This is a genomic window from Sinomonas sp. G460-2 (assembly GCF_047759905.1).
In the GTDB taxonomy this organism is placed as follows: Bacteria; Actinomycetota; Actinomycetes; order Actinomycetales; family Micrococcaceae; genus Sinomonas.
Map to the genome: position 1 here is coordinate 1 of NZ_JBKZWT010000047.1, position 19,718 is coordinate 19,718.

At 66.4% G+C, this 19,718-nt stretch carries 23 protein-coding genes; 18 read left to right on the top strand and 5 right to left on the bottom strand.

Annotated elements, in window-relative coordinates; all coding sequences use genetic code 11:
* The 3 genes from ACLN58_RS07170 to glmM all read right to left on the bottom strand — a co-directional run.
* The coding region (locus tag ACLN58_RS07170) for a VOC family protein (RefSeq protein ID WP_415854578.1) at positions 1 to 379 on the bottom strand (379 nt) is incomplete at its 3' end.
* A gap of 10 nt (positions 380 to 389) precedes the next feature.
* A complete protein-coding gene (locus ACLN58_RS07175; protein WP_415854600.1) occupies positions 390 to 797 on the bottom strand; it encodes a helix-turn-helix transcriptional regulator in 408 nt (135 codons plus the stop codon).
* A gap of 95 nt (positions 798 to 892) precedes the next feature.
* Entirely contained in the window at positions 893 to 2,242 is a 1,350-nt protein-coding gene (gene glmM / locus ACLN58_RS07180) for a phosphoglucosamine mutase (RefSeq protein WP_415854579.1), read from the bottom strand.
* A 172-nt stretch (positions 2,243 to 2,414) separates the two neighbouring features.
* On the opposite strand from glmM, the gene ACLN58_RS07185 reads away from it, so the two are divergent.
* Both ACLN58_RS07185 and ACLN58_RS07190 read left to right on the top strand, forming a co-directional pair.
* Positions 2,415 to 3,656, top strand: a complete 1,242-nt coding sequence (locus tag ACLN58_RS07185) for a glycosyltransferase (RefSeq protein ID WP_415854580.1) — start codon at positions 2,415 to 2,417, stop codon at positions 3,654 to 3,656.
* Positions 3,656 to 5,557, top strand: a complete 1,902-nt coding sequence (locus ACLN58_RS07190; protein WP_415854581.1) for an ArnT family glycosyltransferase — start codon at positions 3,656 to 3,658, stop codon at positions 5,555 to 5,557. Before ACLN58_RS07185 ends, ACLN58_RS07190 begins: the two co-directional genes overlap by 1 nt.
* Before the next feature lie 69 nt (positions 5,558 to 5,626).
* Here the strand turns inward: ACLN58_RS07190 and rpsI are convergent, their stop codons facing one another.
* The gene (rpsI, locus tag ACLN58_RS07195) at positions 5,627 to 6,133 is read right to left on the bottom strand and encodes a 30S ribosomal protein S9 (RefSeq protein ID WP_415854582.1); all 507 of its coding nucleotides are present in this window, start codon (positions 6,131 to 6,133) and stop codon (positions 5,627 to 5,629) included.
* A 38-nt stretch (positions 6,134 to 6,171) separates the two neighbouring features.
* A complete protein-coding gene (gene rplM / locus ACLN58_RS07200) occupies positions 6,172 to 6,615 on the bottom strand; it encodes a 50S ribosomal protein L13 (protein ID WP_415854583.1) in 444 nt (147 codons plus the stop codon).
* A gap of 452 nt (positions 6,616 to 7,067) precedes the next feature.
* Between rplM and ACLN58_RS07205 the strand changes: the two genes are divergently transcribed.
* The 16 genes from ACLN58_RS07205 to ACLN58_RS07280 all read left to right on the top strand — a co-directional run bounded on the left by ACLN58_RS07205 (position 7,068) and on the right by ACLN58_RS07280 (position 19,713).
* Complete coding sequence (locus tag ACLN58_RS07205; RefSeq protein WP_415854584.1) at positions 7,068 to 7,268, top strand: Flp family type IVb pilin; 201 nt, start codon at positions 7,068 to 7,070, stop codon at positions 7,266 to 7,268.
* Positions 7,269 to 7,315: 47 nt separating this feature from the next.
* Entirely contained in the window at positions 7,316 to 7,501 is a 186-nt protein-coding gene (locus ACLN58_RS07210; protein WP_415854585.1) for a Flp family type IVb pilin, read from the top strand.
* 73 nt (positions 7,502 to 7,574) lie between these two features.
* Positions 7,575 to 7,976: a TadE family protein gene (locus ACLN58_RS07215; protein ID WP_415854586.1), complete on the top strand. Its 402-nt coding sequence runs from the start codon at positions 7,575 to 7,577 to the stop codon at positions 7,974 to 7,976.
* The gene (locus tag ACLN58_RS07220; RefSeq protein WP_415854587.1) at positions 7,973 to 9,022 is read left to right on the top strand and encodes a pilus assembly protein TadG-related protein; all 1,050 of its coding nucleotides are present in this window, start codon (positions 7,973 to 7,975) and stop codon (positions 9,020 to 9,022) included. The genes ACLN58_RS07215 and ACLN58_RS07220 overlap by 4 nt, the downstream gene beginning before the upstream one ends.
* Before the next feature lie 48 nt (positions 9,023 to 9,070).
* Positions 9,071 to 9,814, top strand: a complete 744-nt coding sequence (locus ACLN58_RS07225) for a Flp pilus assembly protein CpaB (RefSeq protein ID WP_415854588.1) — start codon at positions 9,071 to 9,073, stop codon at positions 9,812 to 9,814.
* Positions 9,811 to 11,019 carry an AAA family ATPase gene (locus tag ACLN58_RS07230; protein ID WP_415854589.1) on the top strand — a complete coding sequence of 403 codons (1,209 nt, stop codon included), beginning with the start codon at positions 9,811 to 9,813 and terminating at the stop codon, positions 11,017 to 11,019. The genes ACLN58_RS07225 and ACLN58_RS07230 overlap by 4 nt, the downstream gene beginning before the upstream one ends.
* 119 nt (positions 11,020 to 11,138) lie before the next feature.
* Positions 11,139 to 12,536 (top strand): CpaF family protein, encoded by a 1,398-nt coding sequence (locus ACLN58_RS07235; protein ID WP_415854590.1) that lies wholly within the window; start codon positions 11,139 to 11,141, stop codon positions 12,534 to 12,536.
* Between the two features lie 7 nt (positions 12,537 to 12,543).
* Entirely contained in the window at positions 12,544 to 13,485 is a 942-nt protein-coding gene (locus ACLN58_RS07240) for a type II secretion system F family protein (RefSeq protein WP_415854591.1), read from the top strand.
* A gap of 10 nt (positions 13,486 to 13,495) precedes the next feature.
* Entirely contained in the window at positions 13,496 to 14,371 is an 876-nt protein-coding gene (locus tag ACLN58_RS07245) for a type II secretion system F family protein (RefSeq protein WP_415854592.1), read from the top strand.
* An 11-nt stretch (positions 14,372 to 14,382) separates the two neighbouring features.
* Entirely contained in the window at positions 14,383 to 14,568 is a 186-nt protein-coding gene (locus tag ACLN58_RS07250) for a Flp family type IVb pilin (RefSeq protein WP_415854593.1), read from the top strand.
* A gap of 160 nt (positions 14,569 to 14,728) precedes the next feature.
* A complete protein-coding gene (locus ACLN58_RS07255) occupies positions 14,729 to 15,847 on the top strand; it encodes an acyltransferase family protein (protein ID WP_415854594.1) in 1,119 nt (372 codons plus the stop codon).
* Positions 15,848 to 16,019: 172 nt separating this feature from the next.
* A complete protein-coding gene (locus tag ACLN58_RS07260) occupies positions 16,020 to 16,229 on the top strand; it encodes a Flp family type IVb pilin (RefSeq protein WP_415854595.1) in 210 nt (69 codons plus the stop codon).
* Between the two features lie 99 nt (positions 16,230 to 16,328).
* Positions 16,329 to 16,700: a TadE/TadG family type IV pilus assembly protein gene (locus ACLN58_RS07265; protein ID WP_415854596.1), complete on the top strand. Its 372-nt coding sequence runs from the start codon at positions 16,329 to 16,331 to the stop codon at positions 16,698 to 16,700.
* Positions 16,688 to 17,728, top strand: a complete 1,041-nt coding sequence (locus tag ACLN58_RS07270) for a pilus assembly protein TadG-related protein (protein ID WP_415854597.1) — start codon at positions 16,688 to 16,690, stop codon at positions 17,726 to 17,728. Before ACLN58_RS07265 ends, ACLN58_RS07270 begins: the two co-directional genes overlap by 13 nt.
* Positions 17,729 to 17,773: 45 nt before the next feature.
* Entirely contained in the window at positions 17,774 to 18,517 is a 744-nt protein-coding gene (cpaB, locus tag ACLN58_RS07275) for a Flp pilus assembly protein CpaB (protein WP_415854598.1), read from the top strand.
* Positions 18,514 to 19,713 (top strand): AAA family ATPase, encoded by a 1,200-nt coding sequence (locus tag ACLN58_RS07280; RefSeq protein ID WP_415854599.1) that lies wholly within the window; start codon positions 18,514 to 18,516, stop codon positions 19,711 to 19,713. Before cpaB ends, ACLN58_RS07280 begins: the two co-directional genes overlap by 4 nt.
* Positions 19,714 to 19,718 lie beyond the last annotated feature (5 nt).

Here is a 19,718-nt window from a genome sequence, read left to right on the forward strand (position 1 = left end):
TGCCCGCGGGGTCGCGCACGGCGGCGTCGCGGGCGCCCCACGGCTGGGTGGCCGGCTCCTGGAGCACCTCGACCCCGGGTGCGGCCGCAACCTTCTCGAACGTCGCGTCGAGATCGTCGGAGCGGAACTGGACGGTGCGGAACTCGCCCTTCGCGAGCAGGGCGGCGAGCGCGTCGCCGTCCTCCTGCGAGCGGCCGGCATGGGGCTGCGAGAGCACGATCTGGATCTCGGGCTGGCTCTCAGCAGTCAGGACGATCCAGCGGAAGCCGCCGTTGGCGACCTCGTTGAGGACCTTGAGGCCCAGGGTGTCGCGGTAGAAGGAAAGGGCGGCGTCGGGGTCGTCGACGAGGATGTGAACCGTGCTGATTGAGATAGTCATGAGACTGAGATTAGGCGGGCGCCGCCGCCTGCGCTTCTCCGAAACTGCTCTCTTCCACGGGCTTCCGACTGGCGTCCTTGCGCGGGCGGGTCAGGACCATGGTCTGGCACCCGGGGACGCCCCGCAGCTCCTCGTGGCTGCGGGCGCGGTACTGCGACGGGGTCTCCCCGACGAGCTCCGTGAACCGGGCCGAGAAGGAACCGAGGCTCGTACAGCCGACCGCGATGCACACGTCGGTCACGCTCAGATCGCCGAGGCGCAGGAGGGCCGTGGCGCGTTCGATGCGGCGCGTCATGAGGTACGAGTACGGGGTCTCGGAGTACGCCTCGCGGAAGCGCCGGCTGAAATGGCCGGCCGACATGAGCGCCGTGCGGGCGAGGGCGGGAACGTCGAGCGGCTCAGCGAACTCGCGGTCCATCCGGTCGCGGGCCCGCCGAAGCCGGCGGAGCTCGTCAAGGTCCACAGTCACAAGACCATTCTGCCTCGCGCCGCGGAGCCCCGTGCGGTGAATCGTCAGGCGAGCGCGAGCTGATCCTGCACGACCGACGCGAGCCGGCCCGCGATCGCCTGGGCCGTCTCGAAGTCGGCGGCCTCAACCATGACCCGCACCACGGGTTCCGTGCCCGACGGTCGGAGGAGCACGCGCCCCGTGTCGCCCAACTCGGCCTCGGCCGCCGCCACGGCGAGCCGCACGCCGTCGTCCGCGGTGACGCGAGCCTTGTCCACGCCCTTCACGTTGATGAGCACCTGCGGAAGCCGGGTCATGACGGAGGCGAGCTCCTTGAGGGGCTTGCCCGTCTTGGCGACCTGGGCCGCGAGCTGGAGTCCCGTCAGGACGCCGTCGCCCGTCGTCGCGTAGTCGAGGAAGATCACGTGGCCGCTCTGCTCGCCGCCCAGCGAGTAGTCGTTGGCGCGCATCTCCTCGAGGACGTAGCGGTCGCCGACGGCCGTCTCGCGGATCGCGATCCCGGCCTCGCGGAGCGCGATCTTGAGCCCCAGATTGCTCATGACGGTCGCCACGAGCACGTCATCGCGGAGACGGCCGTCCGCCTTGAGGGCGAGACCGAGGATCGCCATGATCTGGTCGCCGTCCACGACCGTGCCCTCGTGGTCCACCGCGAGGCAGCGGTCGGCGTCGCCGTCGTGCGCGATGCCGAGGTCGGCACCGTGGGCGACCACGGCGTCCTGGAGCACGCCCAGGTGGGTCGAGCCGACGCCCTCGTTGATGTTGAGGCCGTCCGGCTCGGCGCCGATCACCACGACCTCGGCGCCCGCGTCCTTGAAGACCTGCGGCGAGCAGCCCGACGCCGCGCCGTGGGCGCAGTCGAGGACCACCTTGAGGCCCTCGAGGCGGTGCGGGAGCGTGGTGAGGAGGTGGACGATGTAGCGGTCCTCGGCGTCGGCGAAGCGGCGCACACGGCCAACGTCGCCGCCCGTGGGGCGGAGAGGCTCATTGGCGAGCTCGGCCTCGATCTGGTCCTCAATCTCGTCGGCGAGCTTGTGGCCCCCACGCGCAAAGAACTTGATGCCGTTGTCAGGGGCGGGGTTGTGCGACGCCGAGATCATGACGCCGAAGTCGGCGTCGAGGTCAGCCACGAGGTACGCGGCGGCCGGGGTCGGCAGGACGCCCGCGTCGTACACATCGACGCCGGCGCTCGCGAGGCCCGCCTCGACGGCGGCGCTGAGGAATTCGCCGCTCGCCCGCGGGTCGCGGGCCACTACGGCACGCGGCCGCACGCCGTCGAGAACTTGGCGGTGCCCGAGCACCACCGCGGCAGCCTGGGAAAGTCTGAGTGCCAGCTGCGCGTCCAGGAGGCCATTGGCCAGCCCGCGGACGCCGTCCGTACCGAAGAGCCTAGTCATCGCCGTACAGTCTACGTGGACGCGCGAGGGTTCGGTCTCGGGGCCTTGTACCCGGGTAATATGCCCTCAAACTGCGGGCCCTACTGGGGACTACTTGACTTCCTTCGAGGGGGTACTCGTTTTTCCCGGGGGCTATGGTGTGGCCCCGATTGCCGCCCCTACGGTGATCGCCATGATCAGCAGCGATGGGGAGCTCGCGATCGACGTCGTCGTTCCGGTCTTCAACGAAGAGCGCAGCCTTGCGCACTGCATCACGACCTTGGTCGCGTATCTCGACGAGGCGTTCCACGTTCCGTGGCGCGTGACCATCGCCGACAACGCGAGCACGGACGGCACCCAGGGCATCGGCGAGGTCCTCGCGAAGCGGCACGAGCGCGTCATCTACCGCCGGCTCTCGGCCAAGGGCCGCGGCTACGCCCTACGGGACGCGTGGGCTGCCTCGCCCGCGCAGGTGCTCGCGTACCTCGACGTCGACCTCTCGACCGACTTGGCCGCCCTCCCCCCACTCATCGCCCCGCTCCTCTCCGGGCATTCGGACGTCTCGATCGGCACGCGGCTGAGGCGCGATTCGCGAGTGGTCCGCGGCCCCAAGCGCGAGTTCATCTCGCGGACCTACAACGCGATGCTGCACGGCGCGCTCGGGGTTCGTTTCTCCGACGCGCAGTGCGGGTTCAAGGCCGTGCGGGCCGACGTCGCGCGGGCCCTCCTGCCGCACGTCGAAGACAACAAGTGGTTCTTCGACACCGAGCTCCTCATCCTCGCCGAGCGGGCGGGACTGCGGATCCACGAGATCCCCGTCGACTGGACCGACGACCCCACGAGTTCGGTCGACATCACCCGGACTGCCCTCGATGACATGCGCGGCATCGTCCGCGTGGCTGGATCGCTCGCGCGGGGCAGGATTCCGCTCGCCGCGATCTACGCCGAGCTGGGACGGCGCCCTCTACTGCCCGGGAGGGCGCCGTCCTTCTTCGGACAGGTGCTGCGCTTCGGCGCCGTCGGTGTGTTCTCGACCCTCGCCTTCGGGCTCCTGTATCTGCTCACGCAGCCTCTCATGGGCGCGCAGCTGGCCAATTTCGCGTGCCTGCTCGTCACCGCGGTGCTCAACACCGCCGCGAACCGGCGCTTCACATTCGGCATCCGCGGGCCGGAGAACTACGGCGTCCAGCAGTTCCAGGGGCTCATCGTCTTCGGGCTCGCGTGGGCGCTCACCTCGTCCTCGCTGCTCGTGCTGCACGCCGGGGCGGCGCACCCGGGCGCCACGGCCGAGCTCGCGACGCTCACCGCGGCCAACGTCCTGGCCACCGTCCTGCGGTTCGCCCTCCTCAAGGCGTGGGTCTTCAGGGCGCGGACGACGGCGGCGCGCGGTGTGGGCGTGAAGCCTCGCCAGGCGCGGGCTGCTGAGGCGGCGTGATGGCGGCCTACGTCTCGTCACAGGAGCGCACCGGAAGGCGTTGGCGACTCCCAGTCCGATCATCGGAGGCGATCGCTCTCGCGGTCATTCTCGCGGGGAGCGCCCTCCTCAACCTCTGGAATCTGAGCTCCAATGGGTGGGCCAACGCGTTCTACACGGCCGCGGTTCAGTCTGGGCTGCACGACGGAGAGTCGTTCCTCTTCGGGGCGAGCGACTGGGGGAACTCGATCTCCGTCGACAAGCCGCCGCTCAGCCTCTGGCTCATGGGCCTGTCCGTGCGGGTCTTCGGCTTCAACGCCTGGGGCCTTCTGCTCCCTCAGGCCCTCCTCGGCGTCGCGACGACGGCGCTCATCTTCGTCGTGGTCCGTCGGCGGGCGAGCGGCGCCGCAGCCCTCGTCGCGGCGGCGGCCTTTGCGACGACCCCGATCGTCGTGCTCCTGTCTCGCTACAACAATCCGGATCCGCTCCTCATCTTCCTCATGGTCCTCGCCCTCGAAGTCACCCTGAGAGGCCTTGAGACCAAGCGGATCAGATGGTTCGCCGTGGCCGGCGTGCTCCTGGGTCTCGGCTTCCTCACCAAGCAACTCCAAGTGCTCTTGATCGCCCCCGCGCTGGGGCTCGCGGCGCTGTTCGGGCTGCGGCTTGGCTGGCGCAAGACGCTCGCGGCGGGAGGTGCGGTCGCGGGATCGTTCGTCGGCGTCGCCGGGGGGTGGCTCGCCTTCGTTGACCGCACTCCGGCCGGCAACCGGCCCTATGTGGGCAGTTCGATGACCAACAGCCTCACCGAACTCACGCTCGGCTACAACGGACTCCAACGTGTCATCAACACCGATGCCATGACGAGCGACGACAACGTCACGCACCTGATTCCGCAGCGGTATGTGGGAAGCGGAGACGATGCGGGGCTCCTCCGCATGCTCAACGGCAACTACAACCAGGAGGCGTCGTGGCTCTTGCCCCTCGGCCTCGTCTGTGCGCTCCTCGTGGTCTGGGCCCTGCGCCGGACGCGCGCCGCGTCCCTCGCCGTGGCGTCCGCCGTGTGGCTCATGACTTCGTATCTGTTGCTTTCGTTCATGGGGAACGACATCCACACCTATTACACGATGAATCTCGCGGCGCCACTGGCCCTGGCCGTGGGCCTGGGGGTCGAAGCTCTCCGATCCCGTCCGCTATCGCCGCTTCCTCGGCGGGCCGTTGCCTTGGGAGTGGGCCTGAGCGCGGTCACGGGCTGGCTGACGCTCGCCTCCCTCGACGCGGGCAACGTTCCCGGCGACCTGGCCTGGGCGGTCCTGGGGCTCGGCCTCCTGGGAGCAGTGCTGCTCGCCGTGCCCTCGCCAGTTGTTTGGGGTCATCGGCTCGCGGCCGGATTCGTCATTACCAGCCTGCTCATCGGACCTCTGACAACAAATATCGCCACGCTCGGCCGAACGCAGGCAGGATCTAATCCAATTTCGGGATCGCTCACCAAGAATCCCAATACTATGAGCCATTTCCTCGCGGCTCTGAGCCGGGGCAACCCACAATGGGCCAGCGACATTTCACGCGGCGCATCGCCACCCCATGATCTCGTACAAAAGATTGACGGCACATCGACGTCCTGCCGGTGGTCGGTTGCCACCTACGTCGCTCAAACAGCAGCGAATTGGCAGATCGCACTCGACCGACCGGTTATGCCTATCGGAGGGTTTTCCGCGAGCGACCCATCCCCGACGCTCGCGCAGTTCCAAAAGCTTGTGGCAGACAAATCAATCTGCTATTTCGTCGATTACCCAGAACTGGACCCAGTCGTGATGAACCAACCGGCCGCCGGGCCGATCATCGCCTGGGTGCGGTCCCAATTCAGCTCGACCGTGGCGAACGGCGTCGTCGTCTTCGACCTCCGAAACCCAACAGCGCCTTGACCCCATGCCCACTTATGCCGAAGAGGCCCGCTCCGCGAGTGCGGAGCGGGCCTCTTCGGAGCGCCGAAATTAACGCTTCGAGTACTGCGGAGCGCGGCGGGCCTTCTTGAGACCGGCCTTCTTGCGCTCGACCACGCGGGCGTCGCGGGTCAGGAAGCCGGCCTTCTTGAGGGCCGGACGGTTGTTCTCGAGGTCGATCCCGTTGAGCGCTCGGGAAACGCCGAGGCGCACAGCACCGGCCTGGCCGGAGGGGCCACCGCCGTGGATGCGAACGATCACGTCGTAGGCGCCCTCGAGGTCGAGGAGCTTGAACGGGTCGTTGACTTCCTGCTGGTGCAGCTTGTTCGGGAAGTAGTTCTCGAGCGTGCGGCCGTTGATCGTCCACTGGCCGGAGCCCGGGATGACGCGGACGCGGGCCACGGCCTGCTTGCGGCGACCGACAGCGGCACCCGCCACCGTCAGAGCGGGGCGCTCGCGCTTCGCGGTCTCGGCGGCAGCCGGGGCGCTCTCCGAGGTGTAGCTGGTCAGGTTCTCCTCGGCCTCAGCAGCCGGGTTGAGCTCGTCGTTCTGAGCCACAGTGTTCTCCTTGATGAATTCTTGGGTAGTGGCCAGGACTACTGGGCAACCTGGGTGATCTCAAAGGTCTTCGGCTGCTGAGCCGCGTGCGGGTGGTTCGGACCCGCGTAGACCTTGAGCTTGGACATCTGCTGATCGGCCAGCTTGTTCTTCGGGAGCATGCCCTTGATGGCCTTCTCGACCGCGCGCACCGGGTTCTTCACGAGGAGCTCGGCGTAGGTGACGCTGGTCAGGCCGCCCGGGAATCCGGAGTGGCGGTAGGCACGCTTCTGGTCAAGCTTGGCGCCCGTGAGCGCCACCTTGTCGGCGTTGATGATGATGACGAAATCGCCCATGTCCATGTGAGGCGCGTAGGTCGGCTTGTGCTTCCCGCGCAGCAGCGTTGCGGTCTGGCTGGCAAGACGACCAAGGACCACATCAGTGGCGTCGATGACGTGCCACTGGCGGTCGGCATCGCCGGGCTTCGGAGTGTACGTACGCACAGTAATTGCCTTCGTTCTCGGTCTTTGTAGGCGCCGTGAGGTGCACCTGTGTACTTCGGTGCGTTACCGGAGAAGAGGTGAGGGCTCTACAGACCAGTCATCCCTGAGCCTCGAATGTGCCGGCGAGCTGGTGAGTCCTGCAACTGGACACCCGACGGACACGTCCCATCGAGGTAGGACACGCACAACGACTATCAAGAGTACCCCGGGCTTGCGGGCGGGGTCAAAGCGGGTAGCAAGTAGTCCACGCCCGCCGGCACGCAGTACGGCGCACAAGTACTCAGTCGGCCAGCCAAGTACCCAACGTAATGGCGGGCATAAAAGACAAGTACTGATACGGATGGTGGCCATTGCCTCGCATATGGGACTTTTGTTGTGGCCGGCACCCGGGGCACTTCAAATGGGGGTCATCGATCTGGTGTCGGACCACTTCTCAAGAAAAGGAAAAAGCCATGAACGCTCTCCTGGTCTCCCTCATGACCTTCTGGAACGACATTACCGACCGCTCCGACCGCGAAAAGGGTGCGACGGCGACGGAATACGCGCTCCTCGTCGGCCTCATCGCTCTCATCATTGTGGTCGGCGTGGGCGCCTTCGGCGGCGCGCTCAACACCTGGTTCAACTCGCTCGCCACGACCGTCGGACACTGGTGAGCAAATCCACCAACCGCCGCAACGCCGAATCAGATAGGGGGAAACAAATGGACGAGAACAGCGCAGAACTTGATCAGCAGGCACAGCGTTGTGACGAGCGCGGAGCGACGGCCACCGAGTATGCACTGCTCGTGGGGCTCATTGCACTCATCATCGTCGTCGGTGTCGGCGCCTTCGGGGGCGCCCTCAACACCTGGTTCAACACACTCGCCACGACCGTTGGTTCGTGGTAGGGCGCGGGGCCGGCCCGTCGCTTGATCGGCCGGCCCCTCACCCACTCCAGCATTCTCAGTAACGAGGGCAATCATGAACGGAAGCAAGAATCCGCGGGAGCGGGGCGCCGTCGCGGTGGAGTTCGCTCTCGTCGCCCCTCTGTTCCTCGCGATCCTGGTGGCGATCATCGAGTTCTCCAACTTCTTCCGCGTCCAGATCAGCGTGACGCAGGCTGCACGCGAAGCGGCAAGGGCGATGGCCATCAGCAACGACCAGACGGCCGCCAAGGCCGCCGCTGCGGCAGCCTCTCCGGGGATCGACCCGAGCGGCTTCTCGTACGCGTTCAGCCCGTCGTCGTGCTCGAGCGGGCAGACCGTCCAGGTCACCATCACCTACTCCCTGAATGACGTCTCCGGAGGCGCCCTCCAAACCCTGACGGGCGCTGTCATGCCCGGCTCTGTTACTGGAGTCAGCGCCATGAGGTGCGGAGGATGAGCGTGAAGGCCAACCAGAAGCAAGAACGCGAGCGCGGCGCGATCGCCATCGTCGCAGCCGTCCTCGTGACGGCGCTCATCGGCCTCGGGGCCGTCGCGGTCGATCTCGGTCAGATCTATGCCGAGCGTGCCCAGCTGCAGAACGGCGCGGACTCGGCCGCCCTGGCGATCGCCCAAGAGTGCTATAAGACCCAAACCTGCACCAACGCCTCGTCCGCCGTGTGGCAGGCGTGGGCTCAGTCGCTGGTCAACGGCAACGCGAATGACAACGCCACGACCATCAAGTCGGTCACCTTCTCCGGGTCCGACCCCACGTACCAAGTCGTCGTCACGACCTCTACGTTGGACGGAACGACGGGCGCCGGCTTCCTCACCCCGATGTTCTCCAAGGCACTCAACACCGCACCTGTGACCGTCGGCGCACAGGCCACAGCTTCCATGAAGCTGCCGAGCTCCGGAAATGCCTTCCCCTTGGCGCTGTCCGACTGCCGATTTGATCTGTCAGGTTCGGTCGCCACCGGCGCAATCCAGCTCGTCACCTACAAGCCCGGGAATGCGCCCTGCACGAGCGTCAGCGGGCACACGATTCCCGGAGGGTTTGGATGGCTCAATGAGCCAAACCCGAGCATCTGTGCCGCTCCCACCGACTCCAACGGCATCGTCGGATCGAACACGGGCGCTGCATACCCTGGGGGCCCGTGCGACGCGATCCTCAACAACTGGGCCGCCCAGATCAACGCCGGTCAAACGGTAGAGGGTACCTTCCCCGTCTTTGACGACGCGGGCGGCACCGGTGCCAACGGTTGGTTCCACATTCTCGGGTACGCCACATTCGAGATCATCGGGTGGAAATTCTCGGGTGGCAACGGTCTTCCATCCGTGTTCCACAACACTCTTCCCTACGTCGGCACGGCAGCCAACCAGTGCACCGGCAACTGTCGCGGCATCATCGGGCGGTTCGAGAGATTCACCTCTCTGGACGCGTCCACCTCCGGCGGGACTCCCGGAGCCAACCTGGGCTCCGTGGTGGTCACGCTCGTCAAGTAAGTCTCACTCGAGAAAGGCACTACCTTGAGAACGCGCCTACTGGGAGGCGTGGCCGCTCTGATTGTCGCAATCATCGGCACCGTCCTTCTCATCACCTATGTCAATGCAGCAGACAGTCGGGCCCTCGCGGGGGTTCAGACCGAAGACGTCTACGTCGTCGAAAAGGCAATCCCCGCGGGGACGCCGGCGACCGGGCTCAGCGGCTACGCCACGAAAAAGGCGCTGCCGAAGTCGGCGATTCCCGCCGACCCCGTGACGGACCTGACGGCCCTCCAGGGAAAGGTCGCCTCCGTTGAGCTCCAGCCGGGCGAAGAACTCCTGGCGAGCCGGTTCACCGACCCCACGGCCCTCGTACAGCCCGGACGGGTCGCAGTGCCCAACGGAATGCAGGAAGTCACGGTGAGGCTGCCGATCGAACGCGTGGTTGGCGGAGGCGTTGCTGCCGGCGACACGGTCGGCGTAGTCCTGGCCTTCCCCGCGCAGGACAACCTGCCAGCCCAAACGCAGATGACGTTCAACAAGGTCCTCGTCACCGCGGTCCAGCTCTCGAACGGCACCCTGACGCAGAGCTCGGCTCCCACCCCCCAGCCGAGCCAGGGCGGAGGGCTGAGCGGAGGAAGCCCCGCCAACCAGTCGAGCGGCGAATACCTCGTCACCCTCGCGCGGCCGGCCTCCGACGTCGAGCGGATCGTCTTCGCGTCGTTCAACGGCCAGATCTATCTGACGAAGGAACCGGCTTCTGCAACAGACGCGAATTCGGCACCGATTGACAGGACGAAGGTGCTCCGATGAGCAGGTTCGCCCTCGTCACCGCGGAATCCGGGTTCGACGAGCGGATTCGTCTCGCAGCTGCGGGACTTCCGGGCAGCCTCCAGGCCTTCCATGCGGGCCACCTCCCGTCCACACTCGACGAAATGTACGCGCAGCTCGTGGGGGAACCCCTCGAGGTGCTCGTCCTCGGACCTGACCTGCCGTCGGCCGACGTCATGAATTTCGCGGCGGCGGTGGACGTTCGTTCGCCCCATGTGAGCGTCATGTACGCGGCCAATGCGTCCCCCGACCTTGCGCTCGCGGCGATGCGTTCGGGAGTCCGAGACCTGGTCACCCCTGACGCGGACGTTGAGACCCTGCGGATTCATCTCGAGCAGGCGGCCGCGGCGGCGGCGTTCCGGTTGACGAGTGCGTCCGCGGCCACGGGCCAGGCACAAACCCAAGGTGCGGGCCAGGGCAGAGGGCGCGTCATCACCGTGATGTCTCCCAAGGGCGGCGTTGGCAAGACCACCATCGCGACCAACATCGCTGTCGGCCTCGCCAGGACCTCTCCCATGTCGGTCGTCATCCTTGACCTCGACCTGCAGTTCGGAGACGTCGCGAGCGGGCTCATGATGAAGCCCGACCACTCCATTGTCGACGCGGTCAAGGGCCCCTCTGATGCGCTCTCCCTCAAGACGTATCTCGTGCCGCATGCAACGAAGCTGTACGCCTTGTGCGCCCCGCTCAATCCCGCCGATGCCGACCACATCACTGCCGAGCAGGTGGGAGATCTCGTGGCGAGGCTCGCCTCGGAATTCCAGTACGTGGTGATCGACACGTCCCCGGGGCTTGGCGAGCATGTGCTCGCAGCGCTCGACCAGGCGACCGACGTCGTGTGGGTCTGCGCCATGGATCTGCCCAGCATCCGCGGCCTGCGGTCTGGGCTGGACATCCTCGGTGAACTGGACATGCTGCCAGAGCATCGCCACGTCGTCGTCAACATGGCGGACAGGAAGTCCGGAATCACCGTTCAGGACATCGAGGCGACGATCAGCGTGCCCATCGACGTCATCTTGCCGCGGTCGAAGGCGATCCCACTCGCGACGAACCGTGGAATCCCGGCCCTGCAGGAGAACCTTCACGACTCGACCGTCAAGGGGCTCCGGCGCCTCGTCGAGCGCTTCCAGCCAACGTGGCAGGGCCGGGATCGCCGCCACATGCACCGGAGGGTGGTCTTCCAATGAGTCTCAGTCAACGTCTCAGCGCAAGGCGCGGCCCGGGGGACGAACCAAATCCTGGCGCCGCGGCCGATGCGACCTCAGTCGCCAGCGCCGACCCCGCCACCGTCGACTTCGCGTTGACTATGGCGCCGATCACGGACGGCAGTGGAGCAACGCTCAGCGTTCGCCGAGAGGCGTTTGTCGCGGCGGAGGCCGAGGCACGCCTGGCTGGCCATGAGCCAATCGCCAGCGTGCGCACGAGCCAGGCCATTCGAGATCTGAAGGAGAAGGCCACCGCCGAGCTGTACGAGCGGGTCGGGAGCCGCATCACAGATTCTGCGCTGAGCGAAACAGATCTGCACGACTTCGTGCGGACGGAGCTCCGCTCTGTCGTCGCCGATCAGCAGGTTCCGCTCACCTCAAGCGAGCGAGAAAGGCTCATCAACGAGGTCATGGACGACGTCTTGGGCCTCGGACCACTCCAGCGGTATCTGGACGATCCGAGCGTCACCGAGGTCATGGTCAATCGCGCCGATCAGGTCTACATCGAGCGCGGAGGCCGGCTGCACCCCACCGAGACGACGTTTGCCTCGGAGGAGCAGCTTCGGCGTGTGATCGAACGGATCGTCTCCCGGGTCGGCCGACGGGTCGACGAGTCGTCTCCCCTCGTCGACGCCCGCCTTGCTGACGGCTCTCGCGTCAACGCGATCATCCCGCCGCTGGCCGTCAACGGTGCCGCGCTCACCATCCGGAAGTTCTCGCGCGAGGCTCTGTCCGTGGACAAGCTCATTGAACTCGGATCGCTCAGCGCCGAGATGGCCGAGCTGCTGAGGGCTTGCGTCGAGGCCAGGATGAACGTCATCGTTTCGGGCGGCACCGGAACTGGGAAGACAACGCTCCTCAACGTGCTCTCGTCCTTCATCCCGGCGTCGGAGCGCATCGTCACGATCGAGGACGCCGTTGAGTTGCAGCTTCAGCAGGATCATGTGGTCCGGCTCGAGAGCCGCCCGCCGAACATCGAGGGGAACGGCGCTATCACTATCCGTGATCTCGTCCGAAACTCGCTTCGCATGCGGCCCGACCGCATCGTGGTCGGCGAGGTCCGCGGCGGCGAGACTCTCGACATGCTCCAGGCCATGAACACCGGCCATGACGGGTCCCTGTCCACAGTGCACGCCAACACGCCGAGGGACGCCATCGCTCGCCTCGAGACGCTCGTGCTGATGGCTGGCATGGATCTCCCGCTCCGGGCCATTCGCGAACAGGTTGCCTCGGCGGTGAACCTCATCGTCCATCTCACGCGACTCCGCGACGGCACCCGTCGAGTGACCCACGTGACGGAGGTGCAGGGTATGGAAGGCGACATCGTGACCCTCCAGGACGCCTTCCTGTTCGATTTCTCCGCGGGAGTGGACGCCAACGGACGCTTCCTCGGCAAGCCGATTCCGACCGGAGTCCGGCCAAGGTTCACCGAGCGATTCGCCGATCTCGGCATCAAACTGAGCGCCGGAGTGTTCGGCCAGAATTACGGCAAGAGGTGATGGCGGCATGGATTCACCTGTGGTTCTCGCCGCCGGCCTCACCGCCTGTTACGCGGCCCTCGCCCTAGTTGCCGTCCTCTTTGCGAGGTCACGACGCACGGTGTCACTCACCCGCCGTCGTCCCGAGGTCGAGACCAGCGCGTCGGCGCTGTCGAAACTCACGGATGGCGCAGTCGGTGCCATCAACCGGAGCCTGCACGGGCGGCAGTTGCGATTTATCACGGCCGACAAGTTCGAACAGGCCGGCCTGAAGATCCGCGCTGCGGACTTCCTCCTCATGTGCGGGGCTGCCTTCCTGGTCTTCGGCGTTCTGGGATTCCTTCTCGGAGGCCTAGTCATCGCCATCCTGCTAGCGCTTTTCGCCCCTCTCGTGATGTTCGTCTGGCTTAATCTCAAGGCCTCCCGGCGACAGGCGAAGTTCGCAGAACAGCTTCCCGATACCTTGCAGATGCTGGCTGGCAGCATGCGAGCCGGTCACAGCCTCCTTCGTGCCGTGGACGGCGCCGCCGAAGAGTCGGAGGCACCGATGAGCGAAGAACTTCGCCGAGTCGTGAACGAGACGAGGATTGGCCGCGATCTCGTCGATTCCCTGCTGGACACAGCGGGACGCATGAAGAGCCAGGATTTCCTGTGGGTCACTCAGGCCATCGAGACGCAGCGAGAAGTCGGCGGAAATCTCGCCGAGCTCCTCCAGAACGTGAACGAAACGATCCTGGACCGAGCCAAGCTTGCACGGCAGGTCAAGGCGCTCAGCGCGGAGGGGAAGATGTCCGCGATCGTTCTGGTCGCCCTCCCGATCGTGATGCTCGTCCTGATCTCTTGGCTCAACCCCAAGTACGGGAGCATCTTCTTCACCACTTTTCAGGGCTGGATCATGCTCGCAGTCGCGGCCGTCCTCCTGGGCATCGGAAGTGTGTGGCTCATGCGACTCATCAAGCCGAAGTACTGAGGTGCTTACCATGTCTCCCTTGTTGTTGGGATCCATCGCCGCAATCGTCCTGCCGCTGAGCTTCATCACGTGGAGCGTTGTCGGGACGGACCGCTCCGCCCGCAAGATGATCGTGCGGAATCTCGGCCTAGCCCATGAAGAGGCCTCAAAGTCGACCTCCGTTCCGGCCGCGCTCCTCAACGCCTCCCGCAAACTCACGCCGAATCGCTATTCCGCGTGGCTGGATCGGAAGCTTGCCGGCGCGGGGAGGCCCAAAGCCTGGCCACTGGGGCGAGTCCTGGCCGTCAAGCCACTTCTTGCGTTCGTGGGATTCGTCCTCGGTTTTCTGCTCTTCGTCAAGAACCCCTCGCCACAGCTCTTCCTCGTCATGGTGGCCATCACCGCCGTCGCCTATTTCCTCCCGGACATCCTCCTGAGCAACACCGCCCAGAAGCGCCGGCAGGCCATGCAGATCGCCCTGCCGAACATGCTGGACCAGATGCTCATTTCGGTGGAGGCGGGCATCGGCTTCGAGGGCGCCATGGACCGCGCCGCCCACAACAGCAGCGGACCACTCGCCGACGAATTCGTGCGAACGCTTCAGGACATTCAGGTCGGTCGGGCTCGCCGCGAGGCCTACCAGGACCTCGCCGCCCGCACGTCCTTCCCAGAGCTTCGCTCGTTCGTTCGCTCCATCGTCCAAGCCGACCAATACGGCATCGCGATCGCCAACGTCTTGCGCTCTCAAGCAGTCGAAATGCGCATCAAACGGCGGCAGCGTGCAGAGGAACACGCCATGAAGATTCCGGTGAAGATCCTCTTCCCGCTCATCTTCTCGATCCTTCCGGCCCTCTTCGTCATCATCCTGGGGCCGACGATCTTCAGCATCATCAAGATGTTCGGGTAAGGAGCAATGCCATGGAATTCGACGAAGCGCCCTCTCCCAGTTCACCTGAGCGCGGCGCCACCGCTACGGAGTATGCGCTCCTGTGCGGCTTCATTGCCATGGTCATCATGGTCGGTGTAGGCATCTTCGGCTCGGCCCTCAATGGCTACTACGGGCAGGTGACCAGCACTGTGAGGGCGGCCCTCGGGATGCCCTGACGCCGATCCCTCTGACAGCCCAGGGCTCTTCGCCTGAGGCTCCTATGGCCGGAGTCCTCTCCCCGTACCCAGAGCGGGGAGGGGGCTCCACATGAGTGTCACCGCTTGCCAGCTAGCTGCGCCCAAACCAGGTTTCGAGTGGACGGGAGAACGGGGAGATATGCAGTCCACACCGATTGCAGGAATGCATTTGCGGAGCCTCACGGGCCTTCGCTTCTATGCGGCCATCGCGGTGGTTGCGTACCACTTCTACCTCTACTTCTCCCCTCTGGGCCGCGACGTTTCAGCCGTCGCCTATGGATTCACCGGCGTAAGTTTCTTCTTCATCTTGTCTGGATTTGTCTTGGCGTGGGCCCATCAGGACGGCGATCGCCCCACGGCGTTCTACTGGAATCGCTTTGCACGGGTCTGGCCGCTGCACGCACTGACAACGCTTCTGGCCATCTTCGCCCCACCGATCTCCGAGCCGACCACGGTGTGGCCGGCGCTGCCGTTCGTCCTGACGCTGACGCAGTCGTGGACCCCTATCGGAGGCTACATGGCGACCACCTTCAACGGAGTTTCGTGGTCGCTCTCGTGCGAGACGTTCTTCTACCTCTTGTTCCCGGCATTGATAGGAGCCCTCGGCAGGCAACGTCGCCTACCGATCGTCGCCGTAAGCGTCTTCGGAGCGATGACCGCGGTGGCCATTTTCATGATGCTCGCCCTTCCAGGGGGCGCCGCGAACTATCTCCTGGGCACCATTCCGCTCTACAGACTGGGCGAATTCATCGTCGGTGTCAGCTTGGCAGTCATCCTCAAGCGCGGATGGCGCCCTCCGTTTACCCTCGGTCATGCGGCTGGCCTGGCCGCAGTCCTCTACATGTTCCTGCTCGCCGCCTCGTTCATCACGTCTGGCACGCCGGGCGACATCCCGGTTATCTATGCCAATCTGACGATGGCCCCCGGCTTCGTAGCGATCATCGCCGCCGCTGCGGCCAACGACATCGAAGGCAGGGCCGGCGCGCTCGGGTCCACGACCATGGTTCGGCTCGGACGCTGGTCGTTCGCGCTGTACTTGATTCATGAGCTGGTCATCAGAACCGCCAGGCCGTTGGTGGACGGGCTGGCCGAAGGTTGGGCGTTCGCGGCTTCCGTGGTCGTGGCAGCCGTGGCGGTGGCACTTTCGGGTGTGCTGCATGAGTTCGTCGAGCGTCCGGTGGAACGGCTGCTCAGGTCATGGGGACCCCTGCGGAAGCCTGCCGCGGCATCGGTCCCGGCCGAATCACAGGCCGGTTAATCCCCCACTTTTCCGCAGCGCAATGCAAGGAAAAGCACCGTTCCCTGCCTCTTCCCGAGGCTTCCCCAAGCTTCGCCCCAGAAACGTACCCGCGGCGAGCGGAGGCTCCTACCTTCGATAGTGGAGCTGGCAGTCGGGCCAGCCGACATCCCCCACACAGGAGCCAGACACCATGCTTTCTCTCATCGCCTCCCTCCACGTCCTGGGCATCAAGACCAAGGAGCGCCTCCTCTCGGGCGAGAAGGGCGCCACCGCCGTCGAGTACGGCATCATGGTGGCCCTCATCGCCGTCGTCATCATCGTCGCGGTGACCCTCCTCGGCGGCAACCTCAAGGCCATGTTCAACAACGTCGCGGGCCAGGTTCCCACGACCAACCCGTGATCCGTACCGACGCCCGGGCCTGGCGCTGAGCCAAGCCCGGGCGTCGCTTGTGTCCAAAGCGACACGCCCCCTTGCCTTGCCCCGGACCGAGGAGTCCCCATGACCGCCCAGCATCGCGAGCGCGGAGCCGCCGCAGTCGAGTTCGCGCTCGTGCTGCCGGTTCTGCTCGTGTTGGTGCTGGGCATCATCGACTTCGGCCGGGTCTTCAGCGCACAACAAACCCTCACGTACGCGGCTCGCGCTGGCGCCAGGGTCATGGTGCTCCAGAACAGCCAAAGCGCGGCGGTCTCCGCGGCACAGAACGCTGCGGCACCGCTCGGCCAGCTCGCAACCTCCGCATTCAGCGTCTCGCCGTCGCAGTGCTCGCCCGGCACCCAGGTGACCTTCACGGTCTCCTTCACGGTCACGGGCACGGGCTTCTTCGGCAACTTCCCACTCACAGGAACGGGGGTCATGCTGTGCGGCGGCTGATTGAGACGAACGACGGCGCGCTGCACCGCGAGCGCGGTGCCGTCGCCGTGGTCACGGCGCTCCTCCTGACTGTGCTGCTCGCCGTGGGCGCGCTCGCGGTCGACGGCGGGATGCTCTACGCGAAGCGCGCCCAGCTGCAGAGCGGGGCGGACGCGGCGGCCATCGCGGTCGCGCAGAAGTGCGCCAAGTCGCTCACGGACCCCCAATGCTCTGCGACGTCTACGCTCGCCACGTCCTTGGCACAGTCGAACATGCAGGCCAACCAAGCGGGCATCGCCTCGCTCACGATCAACACGACTGCGCAAACAGTCACGGCCACCACGCAGCCCCTCCAGCCCGGGATGCAGCCCGGTTCGGTGTCGCTGTTCCTCGCCCAGACGCTCGGCATCACGAGCGCAACGCTGGGCGCGGCGGCCTCCGCCGCGTGGGGCAGCCCGAGCACGGGGCTCGCGGCTTTCCCGCTGACGTTCTCCGTCTGCCAGGTGCAAGGCCAGATCAATGGCGGCGCCCAGCTCCTCCAAGACCACGGGGTCGGTGCGAACGCGAGCTGCAACTACGGTCCGTCGGGCCAGTTCGTGCCGGGAGGCTTCGGCTGGCTCGTCCAGAACCCGGGCCAGTGCGGGGCAACGATCAACGTCGCCCAGTCGGAAGCCGGCAGCAGCCCCGGCAACAGCGGGCCGTCGAACTGCGAGGCCGTCTACCAGCAGTGGATCACCGCTCTGCAGAATGGACAGCAGGCCATTGTCCTCCTGCCCATCTTCACGGCCGTCAACGGCACGGGAAGCTCGGCGGTCTATACGCTCGCGGGCTTCGCGGCCTACAGCGTCATCGGCTGGAAGTTCAGCGGCGGAACCACCGCCCCCTATGTCTACAACAATCAGCCGTCGAACGTCTCGAGCTCCCTGTGGTGCACCGGCAGCTGCCGCGGCATCATCGGCCAGTTCATCACGTACGTCACCCTGGACAACACCTACCAGGTTGGCCCCTCGACGCCCTTCGGCGCCACCATCGTTCGCCTCACCCAATAGTTCCCCTTCACCCGTCAGTCCACCCCCTCGCACCTCAGGAGCATCGTGAAGTCCAGACTCGTTGCCGGCGCCGCAGCCCTCGTTGCGGCCATCATCGGCGTGGTTCTGGTGATCTCGTACGCCAACGCCGCCGATTCCCGCGCCCAGGCGGGCATGAAGCCCACCGACGTTCTTGTCGTCACCAAGGCGGTGCCGCAGGGCACCACGATCGACAAGCTCGGCGACTCAGTGCAGCTCAAGACGCTGCCGGCCGAGGCGATCGCCCCCACGGCGCTCCATTCGCTCGACGGCATGTCCGGAAAGGTCGTCTCCACGGCCCTCCAGCCCGGCGAACAGCTCCTCTCGGACCGCCTCGCGGATCCCAGCAGCCTCACGGCGCCCGGCACGGTCCCGGTCCCCGCAGGCCTGCAGGAGGTCTCGTTCCAGCTGAGCCCGGACCGCGCGGTGGGCGGGCGCCTCCAGGCAGGGGACGTGGTCGGGATCTTCCTCTCCTTCGACCACGGTGCGGTCTCCTCCGGCGGCCCCGAAAGCACGGCCCTCGTCTACCACACGGTGCTCATTACGAACGTGCAGGGAGCCCAGACGGCCGACAGCTCGAGTTCAAGCTCGAGCTCATCCTCGACCAAGCCGGCTGCCACGCCGCTCATGATCACGGCTGCCGTGACCGACGCGCAGGCCACGAAGATCGTCTTCTCCGCTCAGTACGGAACCATCTGGCTGAGCAAGGAGCAGGCCAACTCCCCGCAGGGCAACTCGGGCACGATCGACCGATCGAAGGTGTACCAATGAGCCGCTTCGTCCTCATCTCCCCCAGCGCCGACTTCGCCGAGCGCATGCGGGCAGCGGTCGACGGCGCCCTCCCGGGCGGCGTCTACACCGTCGCCACCGAGGAACTCCCCGAGCAGCCCGAGCAGATCTTCGCGCTCCTCGGCGGGATGCGCCCCGCCGTCGTCGTCCTTGGCCCGGGCGTGCCGCTCGACGGCGCGCTCCGGCTCGCCACCGTGTTCGATGTCCGCTTCCCTGACGTCGCGGTGCTGCTCGCGGCCGACGCCGACGCCGACCTCATGCTCCAGGCCATGCGGGCCGGCGTGCGGGACGTCGTGTCCCCCGGCGTCGAGCCTCAGCAGCTCAGGGTCGTCCTGCAGCGCTCGGTCCAGCTCACGGAGGGCCGGCGCAGCGACACCGAGCCCGCGGAGGACGGCACGCGCCGCGGCCGCGTGATCGGGGTCTTCTCACCCAAGGGAGGCGTAGGCAAGACGACGCTCGCCACGAACATCGCCGTGGGCCTCGGCAAGACGGCGCCCATGAACGTGGTCATCGTCGACCTGGACCTCCAGTTCGGAGATGTCGCGTCGGGGCTCGACCTCGACCCCGAGCACACGGTGACGGACGCCGTGACCCGTGCGGCGGCCCAGGACTCGATGGTGCTCAAGGCGTTCCTCACGCTGCACCCGGCCGGGATCTACGCGCTCTGCGCGCCCCGCGACCCGATCGAGGCGGACGGCATCGAGGCCGAGCAGGTGAGCCGGCTCATCCGCCAGCTCGCGGACCAGTTCGACTACGTCGTGGTCGACACGGCGCCAGGGCTCGGCGAGTGCACGCTCGCCGCGCTCGAGGAGTGCACAGACGGCGTGTGGGTCACGGGCATGGACGTGCCCGGGGTCCGCGGGCTCCGGTCGAGCCTCGACGTGCTCGGCCGCCTGGGCCTGCTCCCCGAGGCCCGCCACCTCGTGCTCAACATGGCCGACCCCAAGGCTGGCCTGAGCGTCCGCGACGTCGAGGCCACCGTGGGCGTGCCCGTGGACGTGAGCGTGCCCCGCTCGCACACGATTTCCTACTCGACCAATCGCGGCGTGCCCGTTCTCCAGTCCCCCCGCCGAGGCGACAAGGCGAGCTCGGCCCTCGGCGAGGTCGTCGATCGATTCACACCGGAAGGCGCCGCCCGTCTGCGCCGTCGACTCCACCGGAGGGTAGTGGTCTCGTGAAGCTC

Excerpts from the sequence above, each read along its gene's own strand:
- ACLN58_RS07175 (WP_415854600.1), bottom strand. The coding sequence starts at position 797 with ATGGACCGCGAGTTCGCTGAGCCGCTCGACGTTCCCGCCCTCGCCCGC.
- glmM (WP_415854579.1), bottom strand. The coding sequence starts at position 2,242 with ATGACTAGGCTCTTCGGTACGGACGGCGTCCGCGGGCTGGCCAATGGC.
- ACLN58_RS07185 (WP_415854580.1), top strand. The coding sequence starts at position 2,415 with ATGATCAGCAGCGATGGGGAGCTCGCGATCGACGTCGTCGTTCCGGTC.
- ACLN58_RS07190 (WP_415854581.1), top strand. The coding sequence starts at position 3,656 with ATGGCGGCCTACGTCTCGTCACAGGAGCGCACCGGAAGGCGTTGGCGA.
- ACLN58_RS07205 (WP_415854584.1), top strand. The coding sequence starts at position 7,068 with ATGAACGCTCTCCTGGTCTCCCTCATGACCTTCTGGAACGACATTACC.
- ACLN58_RS07210 (WP_415854585.1), top strand. The coding sequence starts at position 7,316 with ATGGACGAGAACAGCGCAGAACTTGATCAGCAGGCACAGCGTTGTGAC.
- ACLN58_RS07215 (WP_415854586.1), top strand. The coding sequence starts at position 7,575 with ATGAACGGAAGCAAGAATCCGCGGGAGCGGGGCGCCGTCGCGGTGGAG.
- ACLN58_RS07220 (WP_415854587.1), top strand. The coding sequence starts at position 7,973 with ATGAGCGTGAAGGCCAACCAGAAGCAAGAACGCGAGCGCGGCGCGATC.
- ACLN58_RS07230 (WP_415854589.1), top strand. The coding sequence starts at position 9,811 with ATGAGCAGGTTCGCCCTCGTCACCGCGGAATCCGGGTTCGACGAGCGG.
- ACLN58_RS07235 (WP_415854590.1), top strand. The coding sequence starts at position 11,139 with ATGGCGCCGATCACGGACGGCAGTGGAGCAACGCTCAGCGTTCGCCGA.
- ACLN58_RS07240 (WP_415854591.1), top strand. The coding sequence starts at position 12,544 with ATGGATTCACCTGTGGTTCTCGCCGCCGGCCTCACCGCCTGTTACGCG.
- ACLN58_RS07245 (WP_415854592.1), top strand. The coding sequence starts at position 13,496 with ATGTCTCCCTTGTTGTTGGGATCCATCGCCGCAATCGTCCTGCCGCTG.
- ACLN58_RS07250 (WP_415854593.1), top strand. The coding sequence starts at position 14,383 with ATGGAATTCGACGAAGCGCCCTCTCCCAGTTCACCTGAGCGCGGCGCC.
- ACLN58_RS07255 (WP_415854594.1), top strand. The coding sequence starts at position 14,729 with ATGCAGTCCACACCGATTGCAGGAATGCATTTGCGGAGCCTCACGGGC.
- ACLN58_RS07260 (WP_415854595.1), top strand. The coding sequence starts at position 16,020 with ATGCTTTCTCTCATCGCCTCCCTCCACGTCCTGGGCATCAAGACCAAG.
- ACLN58_RS07265 (WP_415854596.1), top strand. The coding sequence starts at position 16,329 with ATGACCGCCCAGCATCGCGAGCGCGGAGCCGCCGCAGTCGAGTTCGCG.
- ACLN58_RS07280 (WP_415854599.1), top strand. The coding sequence starts at position 18,514 with ATGAGCCGCTTCGTCCTCATCTCCCCCAGCGCCGACTTCGCCGAGCGC.